Raw genomic sequence first — 24,908 nt, 5'->3', positions numbered from 1 at the left:
GGGTGTGACCGCTTGCGTCACCGAACACTCCCTCGTGTCTGTGCGATGTTGACGTCACCATGGGCGACCTCCACGCACGCTTCCATCGACGGCCGCGGCATGTCAAGCCAGATCGGATCACCTGATGATCACGGTTTGGTGACGTCACCATCTGGGAGCGCGCCCATCCACTCGGCCCGAGAACGGCCGGATGGTGACGTCACCACTGCTATCGTGACGACCATGACGCCCGGGACACCGAGCACCCCCGTCCGGGCCGGCAGTCGCAGTCGACCCGGCCCGTCGATCAGCGACGTCGCACGCCTGGCCGGCGTCTCCCAGCAGACCGTCTCGCGCGTGTCGACCGGAGCGGAGAACGTCCGCCCCGACACCCGCCAACGCGTCCTGGACGCCATGGAGCAGCTCGGCTACTCCCCCAACCACGCCGCCCGCGCCCTGCGGTCCGGGTCGTTCGGCGCCATCGGCGTCATCGCCCACCGCCTGGCCCGCACCGGCGAGTCCCGCACCGTCGAGGCCGTCGTCGAGGCAGCCCGGCTCGAGGGCTACACCGTCAGCCTCATCGACGTGCAGAGCCCCTCGTCCACCGACGTCACCGCCGCCGTCCAACGCCTCGACCACCAGGCCATCGACGGCCTGGTCATCATCCGCGCCGAGGCCGCCACCCCCACCACGCTCGCCCTGCCGCCCCGGCTGCCCGTGGTCGTCTCCGACTCCCGGTTCGTCGGGCACCACCCCGCCGTCGGCACCGATCAGACCGAAGGCGCCTCGCAGGCCGTGCAGCACCTGCTCGACCTCGGCCACCGCACCGTGCACCACCTGGCCGGCCCCGCCGACTCCACCCCCGCGCAGACCCGCGTCGACGCCTGGCGCACCCGCCTGCGCGCAGCCGGCCGCACCGTGCCCGAGGTGCTGCACGGCGACTGGACCTCGCTGTCCGGCTACCAGATCGGCCAGCGCCTCGCCGAGGACCGCGACGTCACCGCCGTGCTGTGCGCCAACGACGAGATGGCCGCCGGCCTCATGCGCGCGCTGCACGAGCACGGTCGGCGCATCCCCGAAGACGTCTCCGTGGTCGGGTTCGACGACATCCCGCTCGCCGAGTACCTGTGGCCGCCGCTGACCACCGTGCGGCAGGACTTCCGGGCCATCGGCTCCGAGCTCGTCGCCCTGCTGCTGCAGCAGATCCGCGAGCGCACGTCGTTGGCCGGGCACCACGTGGTCGTCCCCACCGAGCTGATCGTCCGCGCCAGCACCGGGCCCGCCCGCCAGGTCTGAGGTCGAGCGTCAGGGCCGGAGCGTGGTCAGCGGCACGACGTCCACACCGTCAGGGCGCCGATACGCGTATCCCGAACCCGTCACGACGACCAGAGCCGCGGGCGGCCGCACGACCCGCCGATCGGCCAGGGCCCGCAACGCCGTCGCCGCCTCGTCCACCCGATGCTGACCCAGCTTCACCTCGACACCGACCCACGAGCCATCACGACGCTCGACGACCAGGTCGACCTCGAGGTCCCCCGACCGCTCGCGGTAGTGGAAAACCTCAGCGTCCAGCGCCTGCGCGTACACCCGGAGGTCGCGAGCGACCATCGACTCGAAGACGAAGCCGAACGTCCGGAGATCGCTGCGCAGCCGGTCCGCGTCGGCGCCGAGCAGCGCCACCATGAGCGAGGGATCGACGAAGCACCGCTTCGGCGCCTGGGTGAGCCTGGCGCGCGAGCGGAGATGGGTGTTCCATGCAGCGATCTCCTCGACGACCATGAGCCTCGCTGCGAGGTCCAGGTAGTCGTCTGCCGTCGACCAATGGACGCCCTCGGCACCATCGGGACCGAGGGTTCGACTGCGGATCGATGCGAGCGAGGCCGTCTGCGCACCGACCTGCGCGTACGCCTCCAGGAAGCGGCGGAACCTCAACGGATCGCGGCGCCGGGCATCGACCAGGGGGAGGTCGTGCTCGACGATGGCGTCCACATACCCGCGAACGAACCGCGAGGCCCTCCCTCCGTCCGAGCCGAGGAGCGCCGGCCATCCGCCGCGCACGGCCAGGTCGACCGCGGCGAGGGGTTCGTGGTCGGCGTGACCGCGTGCCGACGATCCTGCGAAGAGCGCCTCGAGCGACACCTCACCGGTGGAGTCGCCGCTCTCCCACAAGGACATCGGGCGCATCCGGATGCGTGCCATCCTGCCTGCACCCGAGTGCCGCGCGGCGTCCTCGGGCAAGACTGCCGAGCCTGTGAGGATGAACTGCCCGGGTGCCTGCCGGTCGTCGACCGCGCGGCGCACCTGGTTCCAGATCGTCGGCACGAGCTGCCACTCGTCGATGAGTCTCGGGGTGTCCCCCGCGAGGACGAGCGCGGGGTCGACACGGGCGAGCTCGGCCATCCCCGGGTCGTCCATGCGAACGGAAGTGGTGGCAGCCCTCAGGGCCGTCCATGTCTTGCCGCACGCACGAGGGCCCTCGATGACGACCGCACCGAGCGCTGTCATCGCATCGGCGATGTCCGTATCGACGACCCGGCTGCGGTACTGATCGTTCGACACGATGCCTCCTGCTGGGCGAACGCGGCGTCGGGCGCCTGCACCGCCGAGTATAGAACTCGCCAACGGTCAAGTGTCGAACTCGCCGACAAGAGAATGGAGAACTCGCCGGAGTCCGAGTGGAGGAGTCGCCAGCCGGCGACCTCTCTCGCAGGTCTGACCTGCGGAAGTAGGCCAGAACCGCCCCGCAGCGGCTCGACCCGCCCTAACCTCGGCACGTGCGTCTCCTCTCCCGCCGAATGCTGCCCGGATGACCGACGAGCGCAGCGCAGCGCAGCGACGGGCACGCGCGCTGGACCGACCGTCCGTCGAGGCGTGACCCGACCGCAGGCCTGGTACCTGCTCTTCGGGTTCCTCGGCCAGCTCGGCCTGTGGGTCGCGACCGCCACCCTGCCCTGGTACGCCCTGCAGGGCACCGGTGGCATCAGGGCGCTCGCCGTGGTCCAGTCGTTCCAGTTCCTGCCCAGGCTGGTGCTGGCCCCGTTCGCCGGCTCGTGGGCCGACCGGTTCCGCCCCTCGACGCTGCTGCGATGGGCGATGGGTGTGAGCACCGTGACGATCGGCGGCACCGCCGTGCTCAGCCTCGGCTCGTCGTGGGGGCATGTGCTGGGAGTCGCGCTCCTCGCCGGCCTGATGACCGCGACATCGGTCACTGTGTTCTCGGCGACCCAGGTGCTGCTCGGGTCCCTCGTGGCCGACGAGGACCGCACCCGGCTCGTGGGCCTGGCGGGCATGAACGGGTCCGTCTGCCGGGTGCTCGGTCCGGTGCTCTCGGCTGCCCTCATCGTGCTCGGCGGGGCACCGGCGGCGTTCACCGCCGGTGCGCTGTGCGCGGCCGCCGCCGTGCTCGCGGTGCTGCCGCTGCGCCGGATCGAGGTCTTCGACGCCGCGCGCCCACAAGGGCGGTGGCTCGACGGCATCCGGTACGTGCGCAGCAGCCCCGCGCTGGCCCGCGAGCTGCTCACGTTCACCGTGGTCTCGCTGATCGTGCTGAACTTCTCGACGCTCGTGCCCCTCGCCGTGGACTCCTGGTACGAGAACGACCCGCGGGTCCTCGGTGCGGCGAACGCCGCGCTCGGCGTGGGCGCCCTGGCAGGCGGCCTGCTGCTCGCGACGGCGAAGGCGCACGCCACCACGGGACGGACCGTCGCCACTGCGGCCCTTGGCACCGCGGCGCTGCTCGTCATCCCCGCCGGCCGGTCGCTCCGCGCCCTGCTGGCCGTGCTCCTGCTGCTGGGCGCGGCCCGGCTCGTCTACACCACGGTGGTGCAGGTCCGTGTCGTCACGGCGACCCCGACCGAGCACCGCGGCAAGGTCTCGGCCCTGTACACCATGGCACTGAGCGGGACCACCTCGATCGGTTCTGTGCTGACGGCCGCCGTCGTCGCCTGGGGCGGTCTCGCCGCGGGATTCGGGCTGGCCGGGTTCGTCAGCCTGGCGGCGACGCCCACCCGCCGGACCCGGTCAGCAGGCCAGGCATGAGGCGGCCGATGGTGAGGCTGCAGCGCCGGGTCTAGCGTCGGGACGACTGGTCGTCGCGGCGAGAGGGGGCGACCGTGCCGTTCATCGGACCGGACCCGGCGGATGCCTCGCTGTGGCGGCAGATCACCACGGTCGACCTGCGCCAGCTACCTGTGACGCGCCGCTGGAAGGTGCTGTTCGAGGTCATCCGTGAGTTCGGGTACACCGAGCTGCCCGCCGACCGGGGCACACCGCAGAGCCCGGCGTGGTCGGCGGGGGCCGTGCAGCACCTGGTGCCGCGCGGCATGGAGACCGACCTCGCCTCGGTGCCGATGTTCCTGTGGGGTGTGATCGCCAGCTACGGCCGCCAGACCCTGCCGGCACTGCTGCACGACCGCCTGTGCTGGGCCGCGCAGCAACCCGACCAGCCTGCGCCGTACCGTCGGCGTGCCCGACGCCAGGCCGACGACCAGTTCCGCCGCACGTTGCGGGCCAGCGGCTCGGGGCTGATCCGGCGGTGGCTCATGTGGGCGGCGGTGCGGGTCTTCGGGCGCCCGCCGGTGCTGGTGTCGTTCGCGCTGCTGGTGCTCGGGGCGGTGGGGCTGCTGGCCGTCGGGCCCGGGTGGACGCCGGGGCTCGTCGCGGTGCTCGCCGGTGGGGTCGGCGTGCTCGCGCTGAGCGTGGCGGGCGCGGTCGAGCAGGACCGGGTGCCGGTGATCGCGCCGCCCGGTGCGGTGGTGCCTGCCGCGGACGAGTACGCGCCGCGCCGGTTCGAGCCGCGTGCGCTCGCCGGCCTGCTCGGGGCGGTGCTGGTCAGCCTGGTGGCGGCGTTCCCGATCGCGGTGCTCGGCGCGGCCACGTTCGTCGTCGAGCTCGTGGTGGGGCTGGGCGAGCGCACGACCGTGGCCGCGGTCGGGGGCCCCGTCACGGCGGAGGGACGCACGGGAGTCACGGCGCGCATCCAGTGGAGGCCGCTGGTGGACGAGGGCGCGAGCACGGTGAACGCCAACCCGGACCCGGCCGACCTGTGAGGGTGTCCTCGCAGGTCACAGCCCCACCCCGTGTCAGACCAGCGGGCTAGCCTGCCCCGCATGACCGACCCCGCTCGCACCACCTCGTGGACCACGCTGCCCTACGGCAGCCACCCCGACCAGGTCACCGAGGTGACCGTGCCCGACGGCACGAGCGGTCCGCTGCCCCTCGTCGTGCTGCTGCACGGCGGGGTGTGGCGCGAACCGCACGACCGCGCGCACATCCGGCCGCTGGCCGCTGCCCTGGCCGCCACCGGGTTGGTCGTGGCCAACACCGACTACCGCCGGGTGGGTGGTGCCGGCGGTTGGCCGCAGACGTTCGAGGACGTCGCCGTCGCCACCGACACCGTGCCCGACCTGATCGAGTCGGCCGGCCTCGCGCAGCTCGACCGCGGGGCCGTGGTGCTCGTGGGGCACTCGGCGGGCGGGCACCTGGCACTGTGGGCGAGCGTGCGGCATCTCACCGCCGCGGACGCACCAGGCCACCGGTCGACCCCGCTGTCGGTTGCCGGCGTGGTCCCGCTGGCGGGGGTCGTCGCACTGAGCTCGCTGCAGCGCACCGGGCCCGACGCGGACTCCGTGGAGCGGCTCATGGGCGGCGACCCGCTCACCGTGCCCGACCGGTACGCCGCCGGCGACCCGACACTGCTCGGCGCCCCTGCGTGCCGGACGGTGCTCGTGCACGGTACGCAGGACGAGGCCGTCCCCGTCGGGACGGCCCGCGACTACGCGGCCGCCCACCCGGGTGTCGAGCTCGTCGAGCTGGCGGGCACCGGTCACTTCGAGGTGATCGACCCGAGGTCCGCCGCGTGGCCCGCGGTGCTCGGCGCGGTACGGGTGGCCCTCGGCTCGGGGCACACCACCTGACCCGGACGGCGCCCTGGACGGGCAGGTCACGGCACACGCCGCTATCGTCGACGCACCGAGGCCGGTGCCACGGAACCCGGCGGCGATGACCTGGAGACCGTCATGTCAGCGCAGTCGCGGTCAGGCCACGTGCCCCGAGGCACGCGGCCCGGAGCGCTCTCGCGGGTGCTGCCCGAGCAGCAGCGACGCACCGTTCTCGAACTCAGCGACGACCTCGACCTGACCTCGGGCGACCACGGTGCCAAGCGGTCCGCCTACTGGACGATGCTGACGCTGTCCGCGGTGATCGCCTGCGCGGGGGTGCTCGCGGACTCCACCGCGACGGTGATCGGCGCCATGATCATCGCCCCGCTGTCGACGCCGATCATGGGCGTGGCCCTCGGCATCGCGACGGGGCGTCGCGGCACCGGGCTGGCCTCCGCCCGCTACGCGCTGCTGGGTGCCGCGCTCGCAGTGGGAGTCGGGGCACTCTTCTCGCTGGCGGTTCCCGGGTCGTTCGACCTGCTGGCCAACGGCCAGATCGCAGGGCGCACGTCACCCGGGCTGCTCGACCTGGTGGCGGCGATCGCCACCGGGTTCGCCGGCGCCATCGCACTGTCCCGTCGCGACGTCGCCGCCGTGCTGCCGGGAGTGGCGATCTCGATCTCGTTGGTGCCACCGCTGGCAGTCGTCGGAGTGTGCCTGGGACAAGGGGCCGTGGGCCTCGCGCTCGGTGCGCTGCTGCTGTTCGTGTCGAACCTGCTGGCGTTGGTCCTGGCCGGCACCCTCGTGTTCGCCACCGTCGGGTACGGCACCGAGCAGGACGTCGCCCTGGGTCGTCCGCGCAGGCGGGCGGCACTGGCGGTCGGGCTGCTGCTCGTGCTGGTCGGTCTGCCGTTGGCGGCCAACACCGTGGCCGCCTACCTGCTGACCGTCCTGACCGGCCGGGTGCAAGAGGTCGCTGACGAGTGGGTGAGCGCCGTCCCGGGCGCCTCGGTCGTCGACGTGGAGCTCGCCTCGACGACCTTCCAGGTCGACGTGCAGACCCCCGGTGCGGTGCCGCCGGTGGGCGACCTGGTGGACGCGCTCGTCGGGCAGGTGCCGGACGGGATGTCGGTGGTCGTGACGACGTCCCTCGGTGAGCGGATCGAGGCGGGCGCGGTCGGCAGCTGACCGGCAGGCGGGGTGGCGCGACGCCGTCACCGCGGCGAAACACCGCCCGGCTACGGTCGCCGCGGGAGGGCCGACCATGCCGACCTCGTCCGTCGTCCGGACCACCCCCGACACCATGCGGTCCCGGGGTTTCGCACTCGTCGCGCTCGCCGGGGTCCTGTGGGGCACCGGGGGGCTCGCCGGGTCGCTCGTCGCGCGCGTCACGGACCTGTCGTGGCCGGCGATCGCCTCCCTGCGCCTGCTCGGCGGGGGGTTCGTCATGCTCGCCGCCGCTGCGGCGACCGGGGCACTGCGGGCGCTGCCGTGGAACCGGGCCGTGGCGGTGCGGGTCGCTGCCACCGGGGCCCTCTCGGCGGTCTACCAGGGCGCGTACTTCGTCGCGGTCGACCTGGCGGGTGTCGCACTGTCCACCGTCGTCGCGCTCGGCAGCGCACCGCTGGCCGTGGCCGTGGTGACCGCGTGGGGCACCCGACGCATGCCCCCGCGCGCGACCGTCACCGCGTTGGTGGCTGCCCTCGTCGGCCTGCTGCTGCTCACCGGCACACCCACCGCCGGGGACGGGCGTGCCGCCGCGGCCGGCTGCGGGTTGGCGCTCGTCTCGGGTGCGTCGTTCGCCGCCACCACGCTGCTGAACCGCGTGCCGGTGCCGGGGCTGTCGCCGACCGCCCTGATCGGTGCGTCGTTCACGCTCGCCGGGGTGCTGCTGGTGCCGTTCGGGCTCGTCGCCGGGTTCGCCCTGTCGGGCACCTCCGCCGCTGCGTGGGGCTGGGTGGTGTACCTCGCGGCCCTGCCGACCGCGGGCGCCTACCTGGCCTACTACTCGGGCCTGCCTCGGGTGCCCGCGACGACGGCCGCCGTCCTGGCCCTGCTGGAGCCGGTGACGGCGACCGTGCTGTCGGTGCTGGTGCTCGGCGAGACGGTCAGCCTGCCGGGACTGGTGGGAATGGCGCTGCTGCTCGCCGCCGTGGTGCTGCTGCGGCCGGCGGCCGAGCCCTCAGCGCGCTGAACGCAGGCGACGCAGCCCCGCTCCCGCCAGCACGAGCACCAGTGCGAGCACGAGCACCGGTGCGGTGTCGGCGCCGGTCGAGGCGAGCGCGGCCGCCGGGGCCGCCGCCACCGGCGCGACCCCGGAAGCGGCCACGACGGTCACCGGCACCTGCAGCACCACGACACCGTCCTTGAGCACCACGAGCGTGTGGCTGCCGGTCGGCGTCCCGGCCGGGACCGTCACGTCCACGGAGGCAGTGCCGTCGGCGGCCGTGGTGACCGCGCCGAGGGACACGGGCGTGGAGTGCAGCTCGAGCGCGTAGAGGGTCGACGGCAGCAGGCCGTGCAGGACGACCTGCAGGCGACCGCCCGGCCTCGTGGTCACGGTGCCCGCGTCGTCGGGCGTCTCGACCCACGGCGGGTTCACGGTGCGGCTGGGTGCCGAGCCGACGACGTGGTCCGCGGACCCGGCGCGGTGCGCGGTGACCTCGACGTAGACGTAGCTGCCCGCGTCCTGCGCGGTGGCGGTGTAGGTGGCGCTGGTGGCACCGGCGATCAGGGTGCCGACCGGCTGGGCCTGGCTGGCCCGGTACCACCGGTACGTGACGCTGGTCGGCGTCGGGGCCCAGTCGGCGGTGTGCGGGTCGACGGTGAACGTGGTGCCGACGATGCCAGGTCCGCTGAGGGTGGGCACGGGCGCCGTGGTGAACGGGGCGAGCGCGACGGCCCCGGTGAGGTTCGAGGCGACGACGTACGGCTGCGTGCTGGTCCGGGTGGCGGTGGCGATGACGTACAGCTGGCTGCCGACGTCGGCGGTGGTGGGCGTGTAGGTGGCCCCGGTGGCCCCGGGGATCAGCACGTCCGGCGTCCGGTACCACTGGTACGCGAGCGCGTCGGGGCTGGGCGTGAGGGTGGGAGCGGTCACCGTGACGGCGGTGCCGACGTGCACGGCGGAGGGGATCTGCGGTGCGGTGACGAGGTTCAGCTCGGCGAGTGCGACCGCCCCGGTGGGCGCCGAGGCGACGACGTACGAGTCGTAGTCGGCCCGGGTGGCGGTGGCGACGACGTACACCGACTCCCCGAGCAGGGCGGCGGTCGGGGTCAGGCTCTGCGTGTTCGCTCCGGCGATGGACGTGCCGTCGTGCAGGTACCACTGGTAGGCGATCGCGTCCGGTGCGGGGCTCAGCTGCGGGGCCGTGGCGGTGACGGTCTGCCCCACGCGCAGCCCACCGGCGACCGTCGGCGGCGCGGTCAGGGTGAACGCACCGGGGCCGACGGCCCCGATCCACGGCGAGTAGACCGCGGTGTCCGTGTACCCGGTGCGGGTGGCGAGGGCCTGCACGACGATGACGCGGCCGAGGTCGGCCGCCGTGAGCTCGTACGAGGTTCCTGTGCCGAGCTGCGTCCAGGGGTCGACGTCGTACCAGGTGTAGGTGACCGCGTCGGGTGTCGGGCTCCAGCCTGCGGTGGTGTCGGTGACGGTGAGCGTCTGGCCCACCCGCGCGGTGCCGGCGACGGTGAGGGAGCCGGGCGTCACGAAGGAGCCGGGGAAGACGGTGGCCTGACCGTACGCGACGTAGACCGCATCGGGCTCGGGCACGGTGCTCGTGAAGGTCGCGGTGAGCAGGAGGTAGTGGTCGGCGTCCGCAGCGGTGGTCGTGTACGTCAGCGTGGTGAGGCCGGACGGGTCAGGCGCACCCGACTGCGTGGTGATGGTCGTGATCGCCCCGCCGCCGACCGGCTGGCGCTGCCAGAGGAGCTCGTAGTCCGTCGGCACCGGGTTGAGCCCGGTGGTGTTCAACGTGACGGTGTAGGTGGCCCCGACCGAGGTCGACGACGCACCGACGACCTGGGCGGAGCCGGTGAAGCCGGCAGCGGCCGCGGGTGTGGCCACGCCGACCAGTCCCGCCCCGACGAGCGCGGCGGCAGCGACGAGCGACAGGGCGGCGTGCAGGGACCGGCGCAGCATGGAACACCTCCGAAGGGGCGCGGAACAGCCCGCGCACCGTGGAGCGTAGGGGGACCTAGGTCCTCTGTGGAGGGGGCGCGCACCTTCGGACGCGATTCTGGGCGAATTGCCCCGATCTCTCGCTGACCTGCGGGATCGTCGCTCGGACGGGGCACGACGGAGGCCGTCGCGGACCGGGTCGAGGTCGGGCCGAGCGTGCAGGTGCTCGTCACGTACCGGCTGCCGGTCTGGTTCACGGCCGTGGTCACGGCGGTCGGCGACCGGTGCACGTGCACCCGGCCCGTAGCATCGGGACCATGGCTGTCGTTCGCTCAGGTCCGGGCCGTCGGGGCCTGTCGGCCGAGCGGGTGGTCCAGGCGGCGGTGGCCCTGGCTGACGACGAGGGCCTGGCGGCGGTGTCGATGACCCGCCTGGCGCGTCGGCTGGGTTCGGCCCCGATGTCGTTGTACCGGCACGTGCTTGACAAGGACGAGCTGCTGCTGCGCATGCACGACTCGGTGTGGCGGACGGCTGCCGTGGCGGGCGGTGCGGGTGCGAGCGGCCGGTTCGACGCGTCCGCGGGGTCGGATGCGCAGGCGGTCGTGCCGTGGCGGATGCAGCTGGACGCGTGGTGCCGTGCGCAGCGGGCGGTGCTGCTGGCGCACCCGTGGCTGGAGGAGATCCGGCTGGCCGACCGGGCAGGCACGCCGAGCCAGCTGGTGTGGCTCGACCGGGGTTTCGCATGCCTGGCGGGGACCGGGCTGTCGGAGCACGACAAGTCCGATGCGTTGCTGCTGCTGAGCGGGTACGTGCTGTGGGAGGCCCGGTGGCGGGCGGAGACGACGGTGCCGCCCGGCGAGCGCAGCCGGCTGGCGGAGGACTTCGGCGGGACGGTGCGGGACATGCCGCAGACGCGTGAGCTGCCGTCGCTCGGGCGGGCGCTGGACGCCGGTGCGTTGGCCGCACCGGCGTCGTCGTACGGCACGTTCGACTTCGGGCTGGAGCGGATCCTGGACGGCCTGGAGGTGCTCGAGCGGGCGTCGCGGCCGGGAGGCTGATCGGTTCCGACCTCGGAACGGGGTCCGGATCCGGACCGGGCGCGCTACCGTGATGCGTATACCGTACGCATCACGTGTGAAGGAGTCGACGATGACCAGCACCAAGGCCGCGGCCGAGACGTTCCTGGCCGCCCGGCGGATCGCCGTGACGGGCGTCTCCCGCACCCCGGGCAGCCATGGCAGCAACGTCGTCTACCAGCGGCTGCGGGACACCGGCTACGAGGTGTTCGCCGTCAACCCGCACGCCGAGTCCGTCGAGGGCGACCCCGCCTACCCCGACCTGACCTCGATCCCGGGCGGCGTCGAGGCGGTCGTCATCGGCACGCGCCCCGACCGCGCGCAGGCCACCGTCGAGGAGGCCGCCGGGCTGGGCATCACGCAGGTGTGGATGCACCGCTCGGTCGACGCCGGCAGCGTCGACCCGGCGGCGGTCACCTGGGGGCGCGCGCACGGGATGACGGTCATCGACGGCGGGTGCCCGCTCATGTTCGGCACCCCCTCCGACCGGGGTCACCGGATCATGTGCCGGTTCATGACGCTCACCGGCCGGGTGCCCCGCACGGTGTGAGCATCAGACGACCGCGTCGTACTCCTCCCGTGCACTGAGCACGCCGGCCATGTGCCGTTCGGCCCAGTGCTCGAGCGCCCGCAGCGGCTCCTGCAACGTGTGCCCGGCCTCGGTCAGCTCGTACTCCACGCGGGGCGGGATCTCCGGGTAGTGCGTCCGCGTGACCAGCCCGTCGCGCTCGAGCGCCCGCAACGTCTGGGTGAGCATCTTCTGCGAGACGCCGTCCACGCGGCGGGCGACCTCGGAGAACCGCAGCGGCCCGTCGGCGAGGGTGCCGACCACCAGCACCGTCCAGCGGTCCCCGATCCGGTCCAGCAGCTGGCGCGTCGGGCAGTCGCGCACGTACGGGTCGAACGCTCGCTCGGTCATCGCCACGCTCCTCGGTCTGCGCACCCCGACGGAAGTCGGTTACCAGGAAGTGCCTACTTCCCAGTCGCTAGTCACTCTCCTACGGTAACCATTAGTCGCTTCGCAGGGAAGCACGACGGAAGGAACGCAGTCATGGCACGCATCAAGGTTCTCGGCGGCACGGGGTACACCGGCGGCAACATCGTCCGCGAGGCCGCCCGGCGCGGGCACCAGGTGACCTCCTACTCGCGCAACGCCCCCGCCGAGCCCGTCGAGGGCGTCACCTACGTGACCGGCGACGCGACCGACAGCGCGCTCCTGCAGCAGGTCGTCACCGACGCGGACGTCGTCATCGAGGCCCTCGCCCCCCGCGGCCCGCTGGCTGGAGCCGTGCGCGGCGTCGTCGCCGAGCTGACCGCCGCCGTGCAGGGCACCGGGACACGCCTGGGCGTCATCGGCGGTGCCGGCTCGCTGCACGTGGCCCCCGGCGGCCCCCGCGTGTACGACACCGAGGGGTTCCCCGCCGAGTACAGGCCCGAGTCGCTCGAGATGGGCGCGGTCCTGGACGACCTGCGCGCCTCGGACGAGCAGGTCGACTGGTTCTACCTCAGCCCGGCCGGCGGGTACGGCGCGTTCGCACCTGGTGAGCACACCGGCACGTTCCGGCTCGGCGACGACGTGCTGCTCGTCGACGCGGACGGCGGCTCGAACATCTCCGGCGCCGACCTGGCGCAGGCGATCGTGGACGAGATCGAGGCGCCGGCGCACCGGCGGGCACGGTTCACCGTCGCGTACTGAGCACCCGACGGACCCGTCCTGCCCCGCTGACCGCTGACGGCCGCCGGCGGTCAGCGGGGCAGGACGGGCACCGCGACCTCCATCACGGGCCCCTCGGCACCCGTGCCGAACGCGGGCCGGTAGATCTCCCGGTTCGCACCGACGGGCACCAGGTCGTCGGCGAACGCCCCGGTCGACAGATGATCGTGCACGGCGACCAGCAGACCTTGGTCGTCCACCTCGTGCTGCGTGAGCACCACGAAGGCCTCGGCGTGCGCCCCCTCGACGCCCAGCCGGAAGCCCGCAGCGGGCGGACGCACCGCCTCGACCACCGGCACGTGCACCACCAGTCGCGCGGCGACACCCTCGGTCGCCCGCTCCGGGTACTCGACGAACGGTGCCGCCGCCAGCGGCACCCCGGCCGCCTCGAGCGCACCGAACAACAGTCCCGTCGCCCCGCGGATCGCGTCGGGCACACCGCCCAGCGTCGCCGACGTCTCGATCGACAGGGTCAGCAGCTCGGGGACCTCACGCACCCGCACCTCGCCGACGGGCACCCGCACCGACCCGGCGAGCACCGAGCGCGCGTACTCCCCCGCCTCGAGGGAGACCCGCAGGTCGACCCGCCGCTCGCCCCACACCGCGTCGAACGCCGCGACCGGGTCGGGCGCGTCGAGCACCTGCGCGACCTGGGCGAGCGGCAGGTCCAGCGACCGCAGCAGGCCGACGGCCCGGGCGCGGGCCACCTGCTCGGGCCCGAACTCGCGGCGCCCGGTCCGCGGCTCGCGGTCCGCCTGCAGCAGGCCTCGGTCCACGTAGAGGCGCACGGCCTTCTCCGTCAGGGAGGCCGCCCGCGCCAGCGCACCGGTGGTCAGCACCGGTGCCACACCCGGCCGGGCATCGTTCGTCGTCATGCCCGCCACGCTAGGTGCTGCCCTTGGGGCAGGGACAAGACGGCGGCACCGGGGCGACGACCACACGCCCCTAGCTGACGTCGACGCGCTCGGGGTCGACCAGCGACAGGCGGCTGTCCAGCACCAGCGCATCACACGGCGACGGCCGGGCCAGCAGGTACCCCTGAGCCAGGTCGCACCCCAGCCCGCGCACCGCCGCCAGCTGCGCCGGCTCCTCGACACCCTCGGCGATGACCGCCAGGCCGAGCGCACGGCCCAGGGCGACGATGGCCGTCACGATGGGCCGGGTCGTCGCATCGGCATCGATGTTCCTGACCAGCTCGCCGTCGATCTTCAGCTCCCGGACAGGGAGCGCGCGCAACCTCACGAGCGAGGAGTGCCCGGCGCCGAAGTCGTCGATCGACAAGGCGATGCCCAGCGCGTGCAGCTCGTCGACGGTGGCCGCCGCGGCGGCGCTGCTGTCCATGACGAGGCTCTCGGTGACCTCGAGCACCAGACACTCAGGGGGCAGCTCGGAGTCGGCCAGAGCCCGGCGCACGGTCTCGGCGAAGCCACCGTCCTGGGCCTGACGGACAGAGACGTTGACGGTCACGGCCAGAGGTCGCGAGCGGCCGCGGTTGAGCAGCACGACGTCCTGGCACGCGCGACGCAGCACCCACTCGCCGATGCCCACGATCGTGCCGGTGGACTCCGCGGCCGGGATGAACCGGTCGGGCGGCACGACGCCCCACAGCGGGTGGTGCCAGCGCACGAGCGCCTCGACGCTGGCCACCTCACCGGTGCGCAGGTCCACGATCGGCTGGTACTCCACGACCAGCTCCTCGCGCTCCACGGCCCGGCGCAGGTGACTCTCCAGCTCCAACCGCGACTGCGCCCGCTCGAGCAGCGGCCGCTCGAACACCCGCACGGCCCCGCTCCCCGCAGCCTTCGCCGCGTACATGGCCAGGTCCGCGTCGCGCATCGCCACCTGGACGTCGCCACCTGGCTGCACCACCGCCACCCCGATGCTCGCCGAGGTGTGCAGCAGGCGGCCCTCCACGGCGAAGGGCTGCTCGAGCACCGCGACGATCGAGCCGGCGACCGTCACACCGACCACCTCCGGCACAGCCGGCAGCAGCACCCCGAACTCGTCGCCACCGAGCCGGGCGACCGTGCCCCGCTCGCCCACGACGTCCTGCAACCGTGCCGCGACGGCGATCAGCAGGGCGTCGCCAGCGCCGTGCCCCAGCGAGTCGTTGACCACCTTGAAGTCGTCGAGGTCCAGCATGAGCACGCAGACGGCAGGCTCAGCCTGCGCCCCAGCCCCAGCCCCAGGCACTGCGCCTGGCCCGGACCCCAGCGCCCCGAGCAGGTCCTCGGTGAAGCGCGCCCGGTTCGCCAACCCGGTGAGCGGATCGCTGAACGCCAGGTGCTCCAGCTCGTCACGCTGCGCCGCGAGCTCCTCGACAGCACGATCCAGCCGTTCGGTGAGCTGGCGTGCGTCGGCCAGGTCGCCCTGCAGCATGCCGGCACGCCACGTGACCAGGCAGAACGAGACGAGCCCGCCGACGATCATCGCACCGGCGTGCGAGGGGTCGAACAGGGCGAGCGCGAACGGCACGAGTGCCGCGACCAGCGGGACGACGTGCCGCATCGCCGTCCACACGGGCCCGTGCCGCACCTCCCGTGCACCTCCGGCCAGCTCGGAGGGGTCGGTCCGCGCGGCGAGGGTCGCCAACGCACCGCACGCGACCAGCCACAGCGCCGTGACGGCCGAGGAGTACTGGAAGTTGCCGCTGGTCATCTGCCGGCCGTAGATGACGTCACCCACCGCCTCGGCGCCGACCCACAGCAGGATCAGCAGACCGGACGGCGTGCGCAGGGTGCCGGTGGCGGCCACCAGCCGACCGGCGACCATGACCATCGCGATCGAGAACCCCGGGTACGCGAGGGCGACGATCGTGGCCGCGGGGGTGGCCGCGTCCGCCAGGGTCGGACGGATGAGCGTGACCCAGATGACGGCGCACGCCGCGGTCGTGAGGATCAGCGAGTCGACCAGCGCGAGCCGGCTGTCCAGCGCACCGGTCGGGCTGCGGTCGCGCAGCACGAGGGCCAGGAACGCCAGGTAGCAGCAGAACACGGCGAAGAACACGAGATCGAGGGCCGAGGGGAAACCGACCGGCCGGCCGGCGGCGAGCGCCAGGTACCACACGCCCATCGCGACGCCGTAGGTGCCGGAGGCGATCCACAGCAGCCGGACCCGCCGCCGGGCGGCACCCCGCAGCGCATGCGCCCGCATGCCGAGCACGACGGGCGCGAGCGCGAAGCAGACCGTCGCGGCCACGGTCTGGGCGATCCCCCCGTCGGGCAGCACCAGGAACGCGACGATCGCGAGGGCACTGACGAGCGCGACGGGTCGCTGAAGCCGCCCCTCGCGCAGCCTGCGCATCGACCTGCCCCCGTCCTCGGGGGCCGGGCGCCCCTCATCGTGGGCTTTCGTCACCGGTGAACACCCCCTGAAGCCCCTGTGCGGGCGAAATGTGGGAGACGACGGCAGACATTGACAGCCGTCGATGTCTGGTCCATCCTCGTCATATCGACGATCATCAATGTCATATCGCAGATCGTCCGCCCGACCCGAGGAGAAGACATGCACCCCGAACTGATCCTGATCGTGCACCGGCAGGCCGAGGCGACGCTGGAGCGCGAGCTCGCCCACCGGCGCGCAGCCGAGGCCTGCCCCGGCTGCGTGGTGCACCCGCAGCGCTGGGCCCGGACCCGGGCGAGAGCCGACCAGGCCCGCGCCCGGATCGTCGCGGGTGTCGGCGGTCGGATCGCCCCACGCGACGCCTGCTGCGCCGCCTGAGCGCGGCCACCGGGCGCGAGGCAGGTGCCGTCCCCGTCATCCGACACACCTCCCTCTCACCGGCACCAGTCACAGGCGCCGCAGGTCATCCCAGCGGCAGGTGCAGGCTCACGATGCGGTCGTCACCCTCGCGCGGCGTCCCGCGACCGTCGGTGTTGTTCGTGACGACCCACAGCCGACCGTCGGGAGCCACCGCCACCGCCCGCAGCCGACCGAGCTCGCCCGCCAGGTGCACCGACGAGGCGCCGAGGTCGGCCACGGGAACCGCCCGCAGCACCTGCCCTCGCAGGTTGGCGACCAGCACGGTGCCGTCGGCGACCGCGATGCCGCTCGGGCTCGCCTCGTCCGGGTTCCACTGCTGCACCGGGTCGACGAATCCCTCGACACCCGCGGCGCCCTCCACCTGCGGCCACCCGTAGTTGCCGCCCGGCACGATCACGTTGAGCTCGTCCCACGTGTCCTGCCCGAACTCGCTGGCGATCATCGTGCCGTCGGCCGCCCACGCCAGACCCTGCACGTTGCGGTGACCGTAGCTGTACACCGGCGACCCGGGGAACGGGTTGTCGGCCGGCACGTCGCCGTCGGGCGTCAGCCGCAGGATCTTGCCGCCGAGCCGGTCGAGGTCCTGCGCGGACGACCGCTCCCCTGCGTCGCCCACCCCCGCGTAGAGCATCCCGTCGGGCCCGAACGCGATCCGCCCACCGTTGTGCACGCCCGCCGACGGCAGGCCGTCCACGATCGTCTCCACCGACCCCAGCCCGTACGAGCCGGGCCCACCCGTCAGCGTGAAGCGCTCGATCCGGTTGCCGTCCGCGCCGGTCGAGTACGCATACAGCCGGTCCTGCGCGTCGACCGCCAGCCCCAGCAGCCCGCCCTCACCGGTGGCGACGACACCCTCGACCGTGCCGACCTCCCGCGTGGTGCCGTCCGCCGCGAGCTCGAGCACCCGGGCGGTGCCGCGCTCGCTGACCAGGGCCACGTTGCCGGCGAACACGACCGACCACGGCGCCTGAAGCCCCGTCGCGACGACCGTGGGTCCCACCGGGGCGGGTGTCGGCGGGCTGGTGGCGTCCTTCGCGAGCGTCGGTGCGGCCGTCACGACCGTCGGCGTGGGCGACGACGGACCAACCGGGGTGCAGGCGAGCAGGGCACCGCCGACCACGAGGACGAGCACGGACGCCAGCGCGCCCCGGACCGCTCGCTCCATCCCCACTGCCACCAGCCCCGTCCAGCCACGTCCGTCTCGACGACCCCGACGGAGCCGGTCAGGCCATGGTCGACCACGGCCGGGCCGTCCGCACGGCCGGGCCGTCCGGACCGGGACTCAGAGCGCGTCGGCCCCGCGCTCGCCCGTCCGCACGCGCACGACGTCCTCGACGTGCTGGACCCACACCTTCCCGTCGCCGATCTTGCCGGTGTGCGCGGAGGCCACCACGGCGTCCACGGCCACCTGCACGTCGGCGTCGTCCACGAGCATCTCCAGGCGGACCTTCGGCACGAAGTCGATCTGGTACTCCGCCCCCCGATACACCTCGGTGTGCCCGCCCTGCCGGCCGTAGCCCTGCGCGTCGGACACCGTGAGACCGCGCACACCCACGGCGGCCAGCGCCTCGCGCACGTCACCGACCTTGAACGGCTTGACGATGGCGGTGATGAGCTTCATCAGGAGACCCTTCCCAGGCCGGAGGTGGAGGTGAGCTCGTAGGCGGTCTCGGCGTGCTGGCTGGAGTCGAGACCCTCGTACTCCTCGTCGGGCGTGACCCGCAGCCCGATGGTGGACCGCAGCACCCAGGCGATCGCGTAGGTGACCCCGAACGCGAAGAGGCTGACCGCCACGACGCCGAGCAGCTGACGCCCCAGCTGGGCCACGCCACCGCCCAGCAGCAGGCCCTCGTGCACGACCGCCGGGTTGACGGCCGCCGCGGCGAGCAGGCCGACACCGATCGTGCCGATGACGCCGCCGACGTAGTGGACCGCGACGACGTCGAGTGAGTCGTCGTAGCGGAACCGGAACTTCAGCCGGATCGCCAGCAGGCACACGGCGCCGGCCACCATGCCCAGCAGGATCGACGGGATCGGCGAGAGGTAGCCCGCGGCCGGCGTGATCGCGACCAGTCCGGCGACCGCGCCGGACGCGCCGCCCAACGTGGTGGCCTTGCCGGTGACCCGCTTCTCGAGCACGAGCCAGCCGATCATGCCGCCGACGCCGGACAGGTGGGTGGCCAGGGCTGCGCTGGCCGCGAGCTGCCCGGCGCTGAGGGCCGACCCGGCGTTGAAGCCGATCCAGCCGAACCACAGCAGCCCCGCCCCGAGCAGCGTCAACGGCAGGTTGTGCGGCGCCATCATCTCGCGCGGCCACCCGCGTCGCGGCCCGATGACCAGCACCAACGCCAACGCGGAGGCCCCCGAGCAGATCTCCACGACCGTGCCGCCGGCGAAGTCGAGCAGCCCCGCCCGCGCCAGCCAGCCGCCCGGCGACCACGCCCAGTGCGCGACCGGTGCGTAGACCACCACCGACCAGATCGCGAGGAAGGTCACGAACGCGCCGAACCGCATCCGGTCGGCCGAGGCCCCGCTGATCAGCGCTGCGGTGAGGATCGCGAACATCATCTGGAACGCGACGAACGCCAGCGGCGGCACGCTCAGGTCGAGCCCCGGCACGGCGAGGTCCGCGCCGTGCAGCCCGACGAACCCGAGCCCGCCGACCAGCCCGCCGCCCGCGTCCTGGTCGAACGCGAGCGAGTAGCCGATGACGACCCACGTCACCGACACCACGGCGATCGCCGCGAAGCTCTGCATGATCATGCCGAGCACGTGCCGCGACCGGACCATGCCGGCGTAGAAGAACGCGAGCCCCGGGGTCATCAGCAGCACCAGTGCGGTGCACACGATGATCCAGGCGGTGTCGCCCGTGTCGACCGGCACCTCGGTCAGGAGTGGCATCGTCGGCATCCCTCGTTCACGGCCCGCACACCTCGTCCGTGCGGCGCAGCCGCGTCAGGGTAGTGGCTCGCCCGAGAGCCGCGGACCGCCGTCTCGACGGCAGTCCGCGGCACCCCTGCCGATCACTTCACCGCGGTTCGGCCACCCCCGCCAGGCGTGCGGCGCCCACACCGAACGATGCCGGCAGGTGGCGCGCGGCCGCGGCGTCCAGCAGCACGGTGACCTGCGGGTGCCGCTGGACGAGCGAGGCGGGCACCTCGGCGGACTGCTCACCGGTCAGGGCGGCGGCCACGGCCTCGGCCTTGTCCGCACCGGTCGCCACCAGCAGCAGGTGCCCCGCGGCGCCGATGGTGCCCAGACCCTGGGTGATCGCGTGCGTGGGCACGGCGTCGACGTCGCCGCCGAAGAACCGGGCGTTGGCCTGCCGGGTCCGGACCGTGAGCGGCACGACCCGGGTGCGCGAGCCGGCCGGGGAACCGGGCTCGTTGAATGCCAGGTGCCCGTTGTGGCCGATGCCGAGGATCTGCAGGTCGACGCCGCCGGTACGCGCCAGGGCGGCCTCGTAGTCGGCGGCGGACGCGTGCGGGTCGCGAGCCGCGCCGTCAGGGACGTGCACGGACGCCGGATCCAGGCCGAGCGGCCCGGTGACCGTGCGGGCCACGACGGCGTGGTAGCTCTCGGGGTGCGACGCCGGGAGGCCGACGTACTCGTCGAGCGCCCACGCCTGGACCCCGGAGGTGTCCAGACCCTCACGGACCCGCTGGGCGAGCGCGTCGTACAGGGGTCCCGGCGAGGACCCGGTGGCGACACCGAGCACCAGGTGGGGTCGGGAGATAAGTGCGGCCACGACGACGGCGGCCGCGGCCGCGCCCACGGCGGCAGCGTCGGGCAGGACCTCGATCCTCATGCCGGGACCTCCTTGCTGCCGAGCCGCGCGTGGAAGTCGGGGAAGACGTCCTCCTCGGGGCTCAGACCGCGAGCGCCGGTGAGCTCGATCGCGAGCAGCTGCAAGGGGACCAGTGCGGCGAGGCGGGCGGCATCGCCGTCCTCCGGCAGCGCGATCCTGACCTCACCCGCACCGGTGGACGCGAGGCCGCCGGCGATCACGTGCAAGGCCCGTCCGCCGAGCTCGACGACGAACCGGGCCAGCCGGTCGGCCCGGTCGGCGAGCGGACCGTGCCCGCCCACCACCACCAGCAGGCTGCCGGGGTGCAGCCGACGGTGCGGGCCGTGCAGGAACTCCTCGACGTCCCAGACCTCGACCGGGACCCGAGCGGTCTCCAGGATCTTCAGCGCGCCCTCGTCCGCGACCGGGCGCCAGGGCCCCCACGTGACGACGTGCACCTCGGTGGGGGTCGGCGCGGTGACCAGGCCGGCGATCGGCGCGGCGGCCCGGGCGACTGCGGCGGCGACGGCGTCCGGTGCCGTCCCGAGGTCGCTGTCCGGGTCGGCGTCGTCGAGTGCGCGCGCCAGCAGATGCAGGGCCATGACCGTGCCGGTGCAGCCCTTCGTCTTGGCTCCGACGCCCTCGGGGCCGCACGCGATGTCGAGCGACGGGTACCGGTCGTCGGTGGGTTCCCCGGTCACGAGGAGCGTGGCAGCACCGGCGGCCCGCGCACGCTCCAGGACGGCGAGCGTCCCGGTGCTGCGCCCGCTCTGGGAGACACCGACCACCAGCAGGTCAGGTCCGAGCACCAGGTCACCGGGGAAGTGCAGGGCGTCGGTCGGGACGAGCACGCGGACCGGGCGGGCGAACGAGGACGCAGCCAGCCGGGCGGCGTGGTGCGAGGTCCCCGAGCCGACGAGCAGCACGCGCGCGGTCCGTTGCGCCCCCGCCGCGCGCAGGGCATCGGCCGCGGCCGACGGCAGGCTCGTCAGCTGCCGTGCGAGGACCCCCGGCTGCTCGCGGACGTAGGACGCCACCGTTGCGGCGGTCATGCCGTTCCCCCCGTCGTGATCGTGACCTGCAGGGGTTGGTCGGTCCAACCCCCGACGAGGACGCGCACCCCGGGGACGCGGTCCTCGCCATGCACGTAGGTGAACAGCTCACCGTCGTCGTACCGGGGTGGCAGCCCGCTGTCGTGCCCGGACACCTGCACGCGCAGCTCGTCGCTGCCGGATCGCAGGGTCAACGGACCCTCGCGCAACCAGAGGGCGTCGGCGAGCTCCGGGTGCGGGTCGGCGCCGACGAGCACCCCCTGCCCGAGTGTCAGCTCGACGGCCAGCCGGGTGCGTGGACCCTGGCAGCGCACCTCGACCGTGGCACCGTCGTCGCGCAGGTCGACCACCACGGTGGTGGCCAGACGCAGGTCGCTGCGCTCGCGCGCCGGGAAGTCCATCTGGGCGAAGAACCGGCCCTCGTCGGTCAGCAGGTAGGCGCCGTCCGCGCGGCGCCTGTCGGCGGCGAGCGGTTGGTAGTACCCGCTGACCGTCGAGCCCGTGAGGACCACGCGCTCGTCGGTGACCTCGACGGTGTCGGGACGGAACGCGCCGGTGTCGAAGAACGCCGGCGCGACGCGCAGGGCGTGCAGGCGCGCAGCCCCGCGGCGGTGCTGGAGCAGGGCGGCGGAGTTCGCCAGCCCGGAGGCGATCCGCCGGGTGCGGGCGTGGTCCGACCCGCCGAACACCGTGCTCGCCGCCGCGCCGGAACGACGCCGGACCAGGCCGATGGTCCGCAGGGTCACCGTCCCGTCCCGCGGTGCCGCCGCCGCGGGGAGCGACCGCAGGCGCGCCGGGTCGACGAGCCCGTCCGCCAGCTCCCGTGCGCACTCCAGCCGCGGGTCCTCGCACGCAAGGACGGCGAGGCGGGCGAGCGCCCCGTCGTCATCGGTCACGGCGAACCGGCGCAGCTGACCGGCGAAGGAGTGGACGCGGAAGGTCTCGCGCTGGTCCTGGCGGCGGGAGTGGATGCTGACCACCTCGCCGTCGTCGTCCACCAGCGGGACCAGCGAGCGCAGGGAGGCGCGGACCGGCTCGAGCAGCTCCGGGCGGCCGAGCAGTCGGGCGAGGGTCAGCAGCGACGGGTTGGACACGTAGGCGGCGTAGTTCGGGCTGCGCTCGGAGTAGAAGCCGTCGGCGTCGATGTCGACCCCCTCGGCCAGCCACTCGTCGATCCGCCCGATCAGCCGCTCGTCGCCCGTCAGCCGGTGCAGGCCCGCCAGCGCCGCGGACAGCTCCCACCGATGGTTCGGGGTGTGCACACCGCCGACCAGCAGGGCCTCGACGGCCCGCTCGCCGACGGCCCGGAGGCGACCGGCGACGTCCGCCGGGCCGGGGTCGCCCTGCGACTCGAGGAGCTCGAGCGTCAGCGACAGGTCGTTGATCGTGAACGAGGTGTCCGGCGGCGAGACGAGGTTGTCGCCGTCGAACAGCCCGGTCGGCCCCTGGGACCGTTCAAGGTGCGCGACCAGGGCCGAAGCGGCCGCGGCCCGGGCGGGCGCCGGCGCGTCCACCAGGTCGGCGAGCACGAGCACTCGCACGGCGTGCATGGCGGCGCGGTGCGGCGTCGTGGGCCGCACGCCGTCCCGGACGGCGGCGAGGATCCCCTCCGCCTCGGCCAGCGTGCCCGTGACGAGGCGGGCGCGGTAGGGCTCGTCGATCACGGGCGTCAGTCCTTGAGCCCGGAGTTGAGGTCGGCGCTCATGACGTACCGCTGCGCGACGAAGAACATCACCACGAGCGGGACGATCGAGATCACCGAGGCGGGCAGCAGGAGCGTCCAGTCGATGTTCTCGGCGCCGACCAGGCTGCGCAGTGCGACCTGGAGCGTGAACTGGTCGGGGTCCGACAGGACGATCAGGGGCCAGATGTAGTCGTTCCACCGCCACTGGAAGCTGAAGATCGCCAGGGTGATCGCGATCGGTCTGGCGAGCGGGAGCATGATCCGGAAGAAGATCGTCAGCTCCCGCGCGCCGTCGATCCGGGCGGCGTCCAGCAGCTCGTCGGGCACCGTGAGGAAGAACTGCCGGAACATGAAGATGCCCGAGGCGGTGATGACCGACGGGACGATGATGCCCGCGAGCGTGTCGTACAGGCCCAGGTCGCGGATGACGGTGAACGTCGGGGTCAGGATCACCTCGGTGGGCAGCATGGTGGTGGCGAGGACGCACACGAACAGGGTGCTGAGCCACCAGGCGCGGTACTTGGCCAGCGCATAGCCGGTCGCCGCGCTGAAGAACACCGTGAGCACGGTGGTGACGGAGGCGACGACGAACGTGTTGCGGAAGTACAGCGAGAAGTCGACCCGGTCCCAGGCGCGCCGGTAGCCGTCGAAGGTCCAGGTCTCCGGCCAGAGCGTCAGCGGGAAGCGGAACAGCTCGCCGCCCGGCTTGACCGAGCTGAGGACGAACCAGACCAGTGGGAACAGGAACAGCACGACCAGGACCGCGAGGGCAAGGGTTGAGGGCAGCGAACGGGTGAACCGCACGCGCAGGGGCACGCGCCGTAGCCGCAGCGGCGGTCGGTCGACCGGCGCGGGAGCGGGACGGACGGACGTGGTCTCAGAGGCCATCGCGGATCCTCTTCTCGAAGCGGAGCTGGACGAGGGCGACCACGAGCAGGATCGCCATCAGGACCATCGAGACGGCGCTGGCGTAGCCGACCTGGGCGCGATCGAAGCCGGTCTCGTAGATGTACTGGACGATCAGACGGTTCTCCGTGCCGGGTCCGCCGCCGTTGAGCGCCTGGACCATCGCGAACTCCTTCATCGACCCGATGGTCGACAGCAGCACGACCATGAAGGTGGTGGGGGCGATACCCGGCAGGGTGATGGCCCGGAAACGCTGCCAGGCGTTGGCGCCGTCGAGCTGGGCGGCCTCGTAGTACGAGGTCGGGACGTTCCGGATGGCGGCGACGTAGAGCAGCATGGTGAAGGCCGTGTTGGCCCAGGCGGTGGCGACGATGACGACGGCCAGCGCGAGGTTGGCGTCCGAGCTCCATGCCAGCGGGTCCATGCCGAGGCGGCCGAGGACGTCGTTGACGATGCCGAAGCTCTCGCCGAACAGCCACCGCCACACCACGCCGGTGACGATCGGGGAGACCAGCCAGGGGATGAAGAACACGACCTTGGCGAACCCGGTGCCACGGGCCCACTTGTTCGTGAGCAGCACGGCGATGCCGAGGGACAGCGCGACCGTTGCGGGGACGGCCAGGACCACGTACAGCGCGGTGCGGCTCAGCGCCGCCCAGAAGTCGGTGTCTCCCGCCAGGTCGGTGTAGTTCTCCAGCCCGACGAAGTCGAGGTCGCCGATGCCGCGGTAGTCGGTGAAGGAGTACAGCAGCCCGAGCGCCCCGGGCCAGACGAAGAAGAGGCCGAAGAGGACGATGACCACCGCCGTCAGCAGCAGCGGCGCGAGCGTGTACCTCCCGTAGGGGCGACGGCGGCGCGGTCGCGGCGTGGGTGCGGCGGGCGCGGGCCCCGCGAGGGGCACCACGTCACGTCGCGGTGCGTGAGCCAGGGTCATCAGGTCCTCCCG

Annotated in this window: 23 protein-coding genes and 1 pseudogene; 10 read left to right on the top strand and 14 right to left on the bottom strand. The window is 73.3% G+C overall.

From position 1 onward, the window contains the following. Positions 1-222: 222 nt before the first annotated feature. Positions 223-1,275 (top strand): LacI family DNA-binding transcriptional regulator, encoded by a 1,053-nt coding sequence (locus ACTHAM_RS02830; protein WP_440684253.1) that lies wholly within the window; start codon positions 223-225, stop codon positions 1,273-1,275. Positions 1,276-1,284: 9 nt separating this feature from the next. Here the strand turns inward: ACTHAM_RS02830 and ACTHAM_RS02825 are convergent, their stop codons facing one another. Together ACTHAM_RS02825 and ACTHAM_RS02820 are read right to left on the bottom strand one after the other, a co-directional pair. Then, positions 1,285-1,968 carry an ATP-binding protein gene (locus ACTHAM_RS02825; RefSeq protein ID WP_440684561.1) on the bottom strand — a complete coding sequence of 228 codons (684 nt, stop codon included), beginning with the start codon at positions 1,966-1,968 and terminating at the stop codon, positions 1,285-1,287. A gap of 183 nt (positions 1,969-2,151) precedes the next feature. Continuing rightward, positions 2,152-2,484: pseudogene (locus ACTHAM_RS02820) on the bottom strand (AAA family ATPase); the annotation flags it as partial. Positions 2,485-2,850: 366 nt separating this feature from the next. On the opposite strand from ACTHAM_RS02820, the gene ACTHAM_RS02815 reads away from it, so the two are divergent. From ACTHAM_RS02815 to ACTHAM_RS02795, 5 genes are all read left to right on the top strand, one after another. After that, on the top strand, positions 2,851-4,017 hold the full coding sequence (locus ACTHAM_RS02815; protein WP_440684252.1) for an MFS transporter: 1,167 nt from the start codon (positions 2,851-2,853) through the stop codon (positions 4,015-4,017). Positions 4,018-4,091: 74 nt separating this feature from the next. Next, a complete protein-coding gene (locus ACTHAM_RS02810) occupies positions 4,092-5,027 on the top strand; it encodes a DUF1353 domain-containing protein (RefSeq protein WP_440684251.1) in 936 nt (311 codons plus the stop codon). A 60-nt stretch (positions 5,028-5,087) separates the two neighbouring features. Next, a complete protein-coding gene (locus ACTHAM_RS02805) occupies positions 5,088-5,894 on the top strand; it encodes an alpha/beta hydrolase family protein (protein ID WP_440684250.1) in 807 nt (268 codons plus the stop codon). A 129-nt stretch (positions 5,895-6,023) separates the two neighbouring features. After that, entirely contained in the window at positions 6,024-7,046 is a 1,023-nt protein-coding gene (locus tag ACTHAM_RS02800; protein ID WP_440684249.1) for a DUF389 domain-containing protein, read from the top strand. Positions 7,047-7,122: 76 nt separating this feature from the next. Then, complete coding sequence (locus tag ACTHAM_RS02795) at positions 7,123-8,052, top strand: DMT family transporter (RefSeq protein ID WP_440684248.1); 930 nt, start codon at positions 7,123-7,125, stop codon at positions 8,050-8,052. On the opposite strand, the gene ACTHAM_RS02790 is transcribed toward ACTHAM_RS02795, so the two are convergent. Continuing rightward, the gene (locus tag ACTHAM_RS02790; protein WP_440684247.1) at positions 8,041-10,002 is read right to left on the bottom strand and encodes a hypothetical protein; all 1,962 of its coding nucleotides are present in this window, start codon (positions 10,000-10,002) and stop codon (positions 8,041-8,043) included. The genes ACTHAM_RS02795 and ACTHAM_RS02790 overlap by 12 nt on opposite strands. A 296-nt stretch (positions 10,003-10,298) precedes the next feature. On the opposite strand from ACTHAM_RS02790, the gene ACTHAM_RS02785 reads away from it, so the two are divergent. After that, positions 10,299-11,039: a TetR/AcrR family transcriptional regulator gene (locus ACTHAM_RS02785; protein WP_440684246.1), complete on the top strand. Its 741-nt coding sequence runs from the start codon at positions 10,299-10,301 to the stop codon at positions 11,037-11,039. A 91-nt stretch (positions 11,040-11,130) separates the two neighbouring features. Next, positions 11,131-11,607, top strand: coding sequence for a CoA-binding protein (locus ACTHAM_RS02780; protein ID WP_440684245.1), 477 nt, complete (start codon positions 11,131-11,133; stop codon positions 11,605-11,607). A 3-nt stretch (positions 11,608-11,610) separates the two neighbouring features. Here the strand turns inward: ACTHAM_RS02780 and ACTHAM_RS02775 are convergent, their stop codons facing one another. Beyond that, complete coding sequence (locus ACTHAM_RS02775; RefSeq protein WP_440684244.1) at positions 11,611-11,976, bottom strand: winged helix-turn-helix transcriptional regulator; 366 nt, start codon at positions 11,974-11,976, stop codon at positions 11,611-11,613. Between the two features lie 132 nt (positions 11,977-12,108). On the opposite strand from ACTHAM_RS02775, the gene ACTHAM_RS02770 reads away from it, so the two are divergent. Next, entirely contained in the window at positions 12,109-12,753 is a 645-nt protein-coding gene (locus ACTHAM_RS02770; RefSeq protein WP_440684243.1) for an NAD(P)-dependent oxidoreductase, read from the top strand. A 50-nt stretch (positions 12,754-12,803) separates the two neighbouring features. On the opposite strand, the gene ACTHAM_RS02765 is transcribed toward ACTHAM_RS02770, so the two are convergent. Both ACTHAM_RS02765 and ACTHAM_RS02760 read right to left on the bottom strand, forming a co-directional pair. Beyond that, complete coding sequence (locus tag ACTHAM_RS02765) at positions 12,804-13,646, bottom strand: MerR family transcriptional regulator (RefSeq protein WP_440684242.1); 843 nt, start codon at positions 13,644-13,646, stop codon at positions 12,804-12,806. Between the two features lie 70 nt (positions 13,647-13,716). Next, a complete protein-coding gene (locus tag ACTHAM_RS02760) occupies positions 13,717-16,074 on the bottom strand; it encodes a putative bifunctional diguanylate cyclase/phosphodiesterase (protein ID WP_440684241.1) in 2,358 nt (785 codons plus the stop codon). Positions 16,075-16,275: 201 nt separating this feature from the next. On the opposite strand from ACTHAM_RS02760, the gene ACTHAM_RS02755 reads away from it, so the two are divergent. Continuing rightward, on the top strand, positions 16,276-16,491 hold the full coding sequence (locus ACTHAM_RS02755; RefSeq protein WP_440684240.1) for a hypothetical protein: 216 nt from the start codon (positions 16,276-16,278) through the stop codon (positions 16,489-16,491). 85 nt (positions 16,492-16,576) lie between these two features. Here the strand turns inward: ACTHAM_RS02755 and ACTHAM_RS02750 are convergent, their stop codons facing one another. The 8 genes from ACTHAM_RS02750 to ACTHAM_RS02715 form a co-directional block, all read right to left on the bottom strand. Further along, positions 16,577-17,698: a PQQ-dependent sugar dehydrogenase gene (locus tag ACTHAM_RS02750; protein ID WP_440684239.1), complete on the bottom strand. Its 1,122-nt coding sequence runs from the start codon at positions 17,696-17,698 to the stop codon at positions 16,577-16,579. Positions 17,699-17,815: 117 nt separating this feature from the next. Further along, positions 17,816-18,154 carry a P-II family nitrogen regulator gene (locus ACTHAM_RS02745; protein ID WP_440684238.1) on the bottom strand — a complete coding sequence of 113 codons (339 nt, stop codon included), beginning with the start codon at positions 18,152-18,154 and terminating at the stop codon, positions 17,816-17,818. Beyond that, positions 18,154-19,434, bottom strand: coding sequence for an ammonium transporter (locus ACTHAM_RS02740; RefSeq protein WP_440684237.1), 1,281 nt, complete (start codon positions 19,432-19,434; stop codon positions 18,154-18,156). Before ACTHAM_RS02740 ends, ACTHAM_RS02745 begins: the two co-directional genes overlap by 1 nt. 127 nt (positions 19,435-19,561) lie before the next feature. Further along, the gene (locus tag ACTHAM_RS02735; protein ID WP_440684236.1) at positions 19,562-20,341 is read right to left on the bottom strand and encodes a glucosamine-6-phosphate deaminase; all 780 of its coding nucleotides are present in this window, start codon (positions 20,339-20,341) and stop codon (positions 19,562-19,564) included. Beyond that, positions 20,338-21,372: an SIS domain-containing protein gene (locus ACTHAM_RS02730; protein WP_440684235.1), complete on the bottom strand. Its 1,035-nt coding sequence runs from the start codon at positions 21,370-21,372 to the stop codon at positions 20,338-20,340. The genes ACTHAM_RS02735 and ACTHAM_RS02730 overlap by 4 nt, the downstream gene beginning before the upstream one ends. Next, complete coding sequence (locus ACTHAM_RS02725) at positions 21,369-23,036, bottom strand: hypothetical protein (RefSeq protein ID WP_440684234.1); 1,668 nt, start codon at positions 23,034-23,036, stop codon at positions 21,369-21,371. The genes ACTHAM_RS02730 and ACTHAM_RS02725 overlap by 4 nt, the downstream gene beginning before the upstream one ends. Before the next feature lie 5 nt (positions 23,037-23,041). Beyond that, a complete protein-coding gene (locus ACTHAM_RS02720; protein WP_440684233.1) occupies positions 23,042-23,944 on the bottom strand; it encodes a carbohydrate ABC transporter permease in 903 nt (300 codons plus the stop codon). Further along, positions 23,934-24,896: a carbohydrate ABC transporter permease gene (locus tag ACTHAM_RS02715; protein WP_440684232.1), complete on the bottom strand. Its 963-nt coding sequence runs from the start codon at positions 24,894-24,896 to the stop codon at positions 23,934-23,936. Before ACTHAM_RS02715 ends, ACTHAM_RS02720 begins: the two co-directional genes overlap by 11 nt. Positions 24,897-24,908 lie beyond the last annotated feature (12 nt).

Source organism: Cellulomonas soli, assembly GCF_052036975.1.
GTDB lineage: Bacteria > Actinomycetota > Actinomycetes > Actinomycetales > Cellulomonadaceae > Cellulomonas > Cellulomonas soli_A.
Note: the sequence above shows the minus strand (reverse complement) of the source record. Positions and strands in the feature narration are given on the sequence as shown.

Excerpts from the sequence above, each read along its gene's own strand:
- ACTHAM_RS02830 (WP_440684253.1), top strand. The coding sequence starts at position 223 with ATGACGCCCGGGACACCGAGCACCCCCGTCCGGGCCGGCAGTCGCAGT.
- ACTHAM_RS02805 (WP_440684250.1), top strand. The coding sequence starts at position 5,088 with ATGACCGACCCCGCTCGCACCACCTCGTGGACCACGCTGCCCTACGGC.
- ACTHAM_RS02795 (WP_440684248.1), top strand. The coding sequence starts at position 7,123 with ATGCCGACCTCGTCCGTCGTCCGGACCACCCCCGACACCATGCGGTCC.
- ACTHAM_RS02790 (WP_440684247.1), bottom strand. The coding sequence starts at position 10,002 with ATGCTGCGCCGGTCCCTGCACGCCGCCCTGTCGCTCGTCGCTGCCGCC.
- ACTHAM_RS02785 (WP_440684246.1), top strand. The coding sequence starts at position 10,299 with ATGGCTGTCGTTCGCTCAGGTCCGGGCCGTCGGGGCCTGTCGGCCGAG.
- ACTHAM_RS02780 (WP_440684245.1), top strand. The coding sequence starts at position 11,131 with ATGACCAGCACCAAGGCCGCGGCCGAGACGTTCCTGGCCGCCCGGCGG.
- ACTHAM_RS02775 (WP_440684244.1), bottom strand. The coding sequence starts at position 11,976 with ATGACCGAGCGAGCGTTCGACCCGTACGTGCGCGACTGCCCGACGCGC.
- ACTHAM_RS02770 (WP_440684243.1), top strand. The coding sequence starts at position 12,109 with ATGGCACGCATCAAGGTTCTCGGCGGCACGGGGTACACCGGCGGCAAC.
- ACTHAM_RS02765 (WP_440684242.1), bottom strand. The coding sequence starts at position 13,646 with ATGACGACGAACGATGCCCGGCCGGGTGTGGCACCGGTGCTGACCACC.
- ACTHAM_RS02760 (WP_440684241.1), bottom strand. The coding sequence starts at position 16,074 with ATGCGCAGGCTGCGCGAGGGGCGGCTTCAGCGACCCGTCGCGCTCGTC.
- ACTHAM_RS02755 (WP_440684240.1), top strand. The coding sequence starts at position 16,276 with ATGCACCCCGAACTGATCCTGATCGTGCACCGGCAGGCCGAGGCGACG.
- ACTHAM_RS02750 (WP_440684239.1), bottom strand. The coding sequence starts at position 17,698 with ATGGAGCGAGCGGTCCGGGGCGCGCTGGCGTCCGTGCTCGTCCTCGTG.
- ACTHAM_RS02745 (WP_440684238.1), bottom strand. The coding sequence starts at position 18,154 with ATGAAGCTCATCACCGCCATCGTCAAGCCGTTCAAGGTCGGTGACGTG.
- ACTHAM_RS02740 (WP_440684237.1), bottom strand. The coding sequence starts at position 19,434 with ATGCCACTCCTGACCGAGGTGCCGGTCGACACGGGCGACACCGCCTGG.
- ACTHAM_RS02735 (WP_440684236.1), bottom strand. The coding sequence starts at position 20,341 with ATGAGGATCGAGGTCCTGCCCGACGCTGCCGCCGTGGGCGCGGCCGCG.
- ACTHAM_RS02730 (WP_440684235.1), bottom strand. The coding sequence starts at position 21,372 with ATGACCGCCGCAACGGTGGCGTCCTACGTCCGCGAGCAGCCGGGGGTC.
- ACTHAM_RS02720 (WP_440684233.1), bottom strand. The coding sequence starts at position 23,944 with ATGGCCTCTGAGACCACGTCCGTCCGTCCCGCTCCCGCGCCGGTCGAC.
- ACTHAM_RS02715 (WP_440684232.1), bottom strand. The coding sequence starts at position 24,896 with ATGACCCTGGCTCACGCACCGCGACGTGACGTGGTGCCCCTCGCGGGG.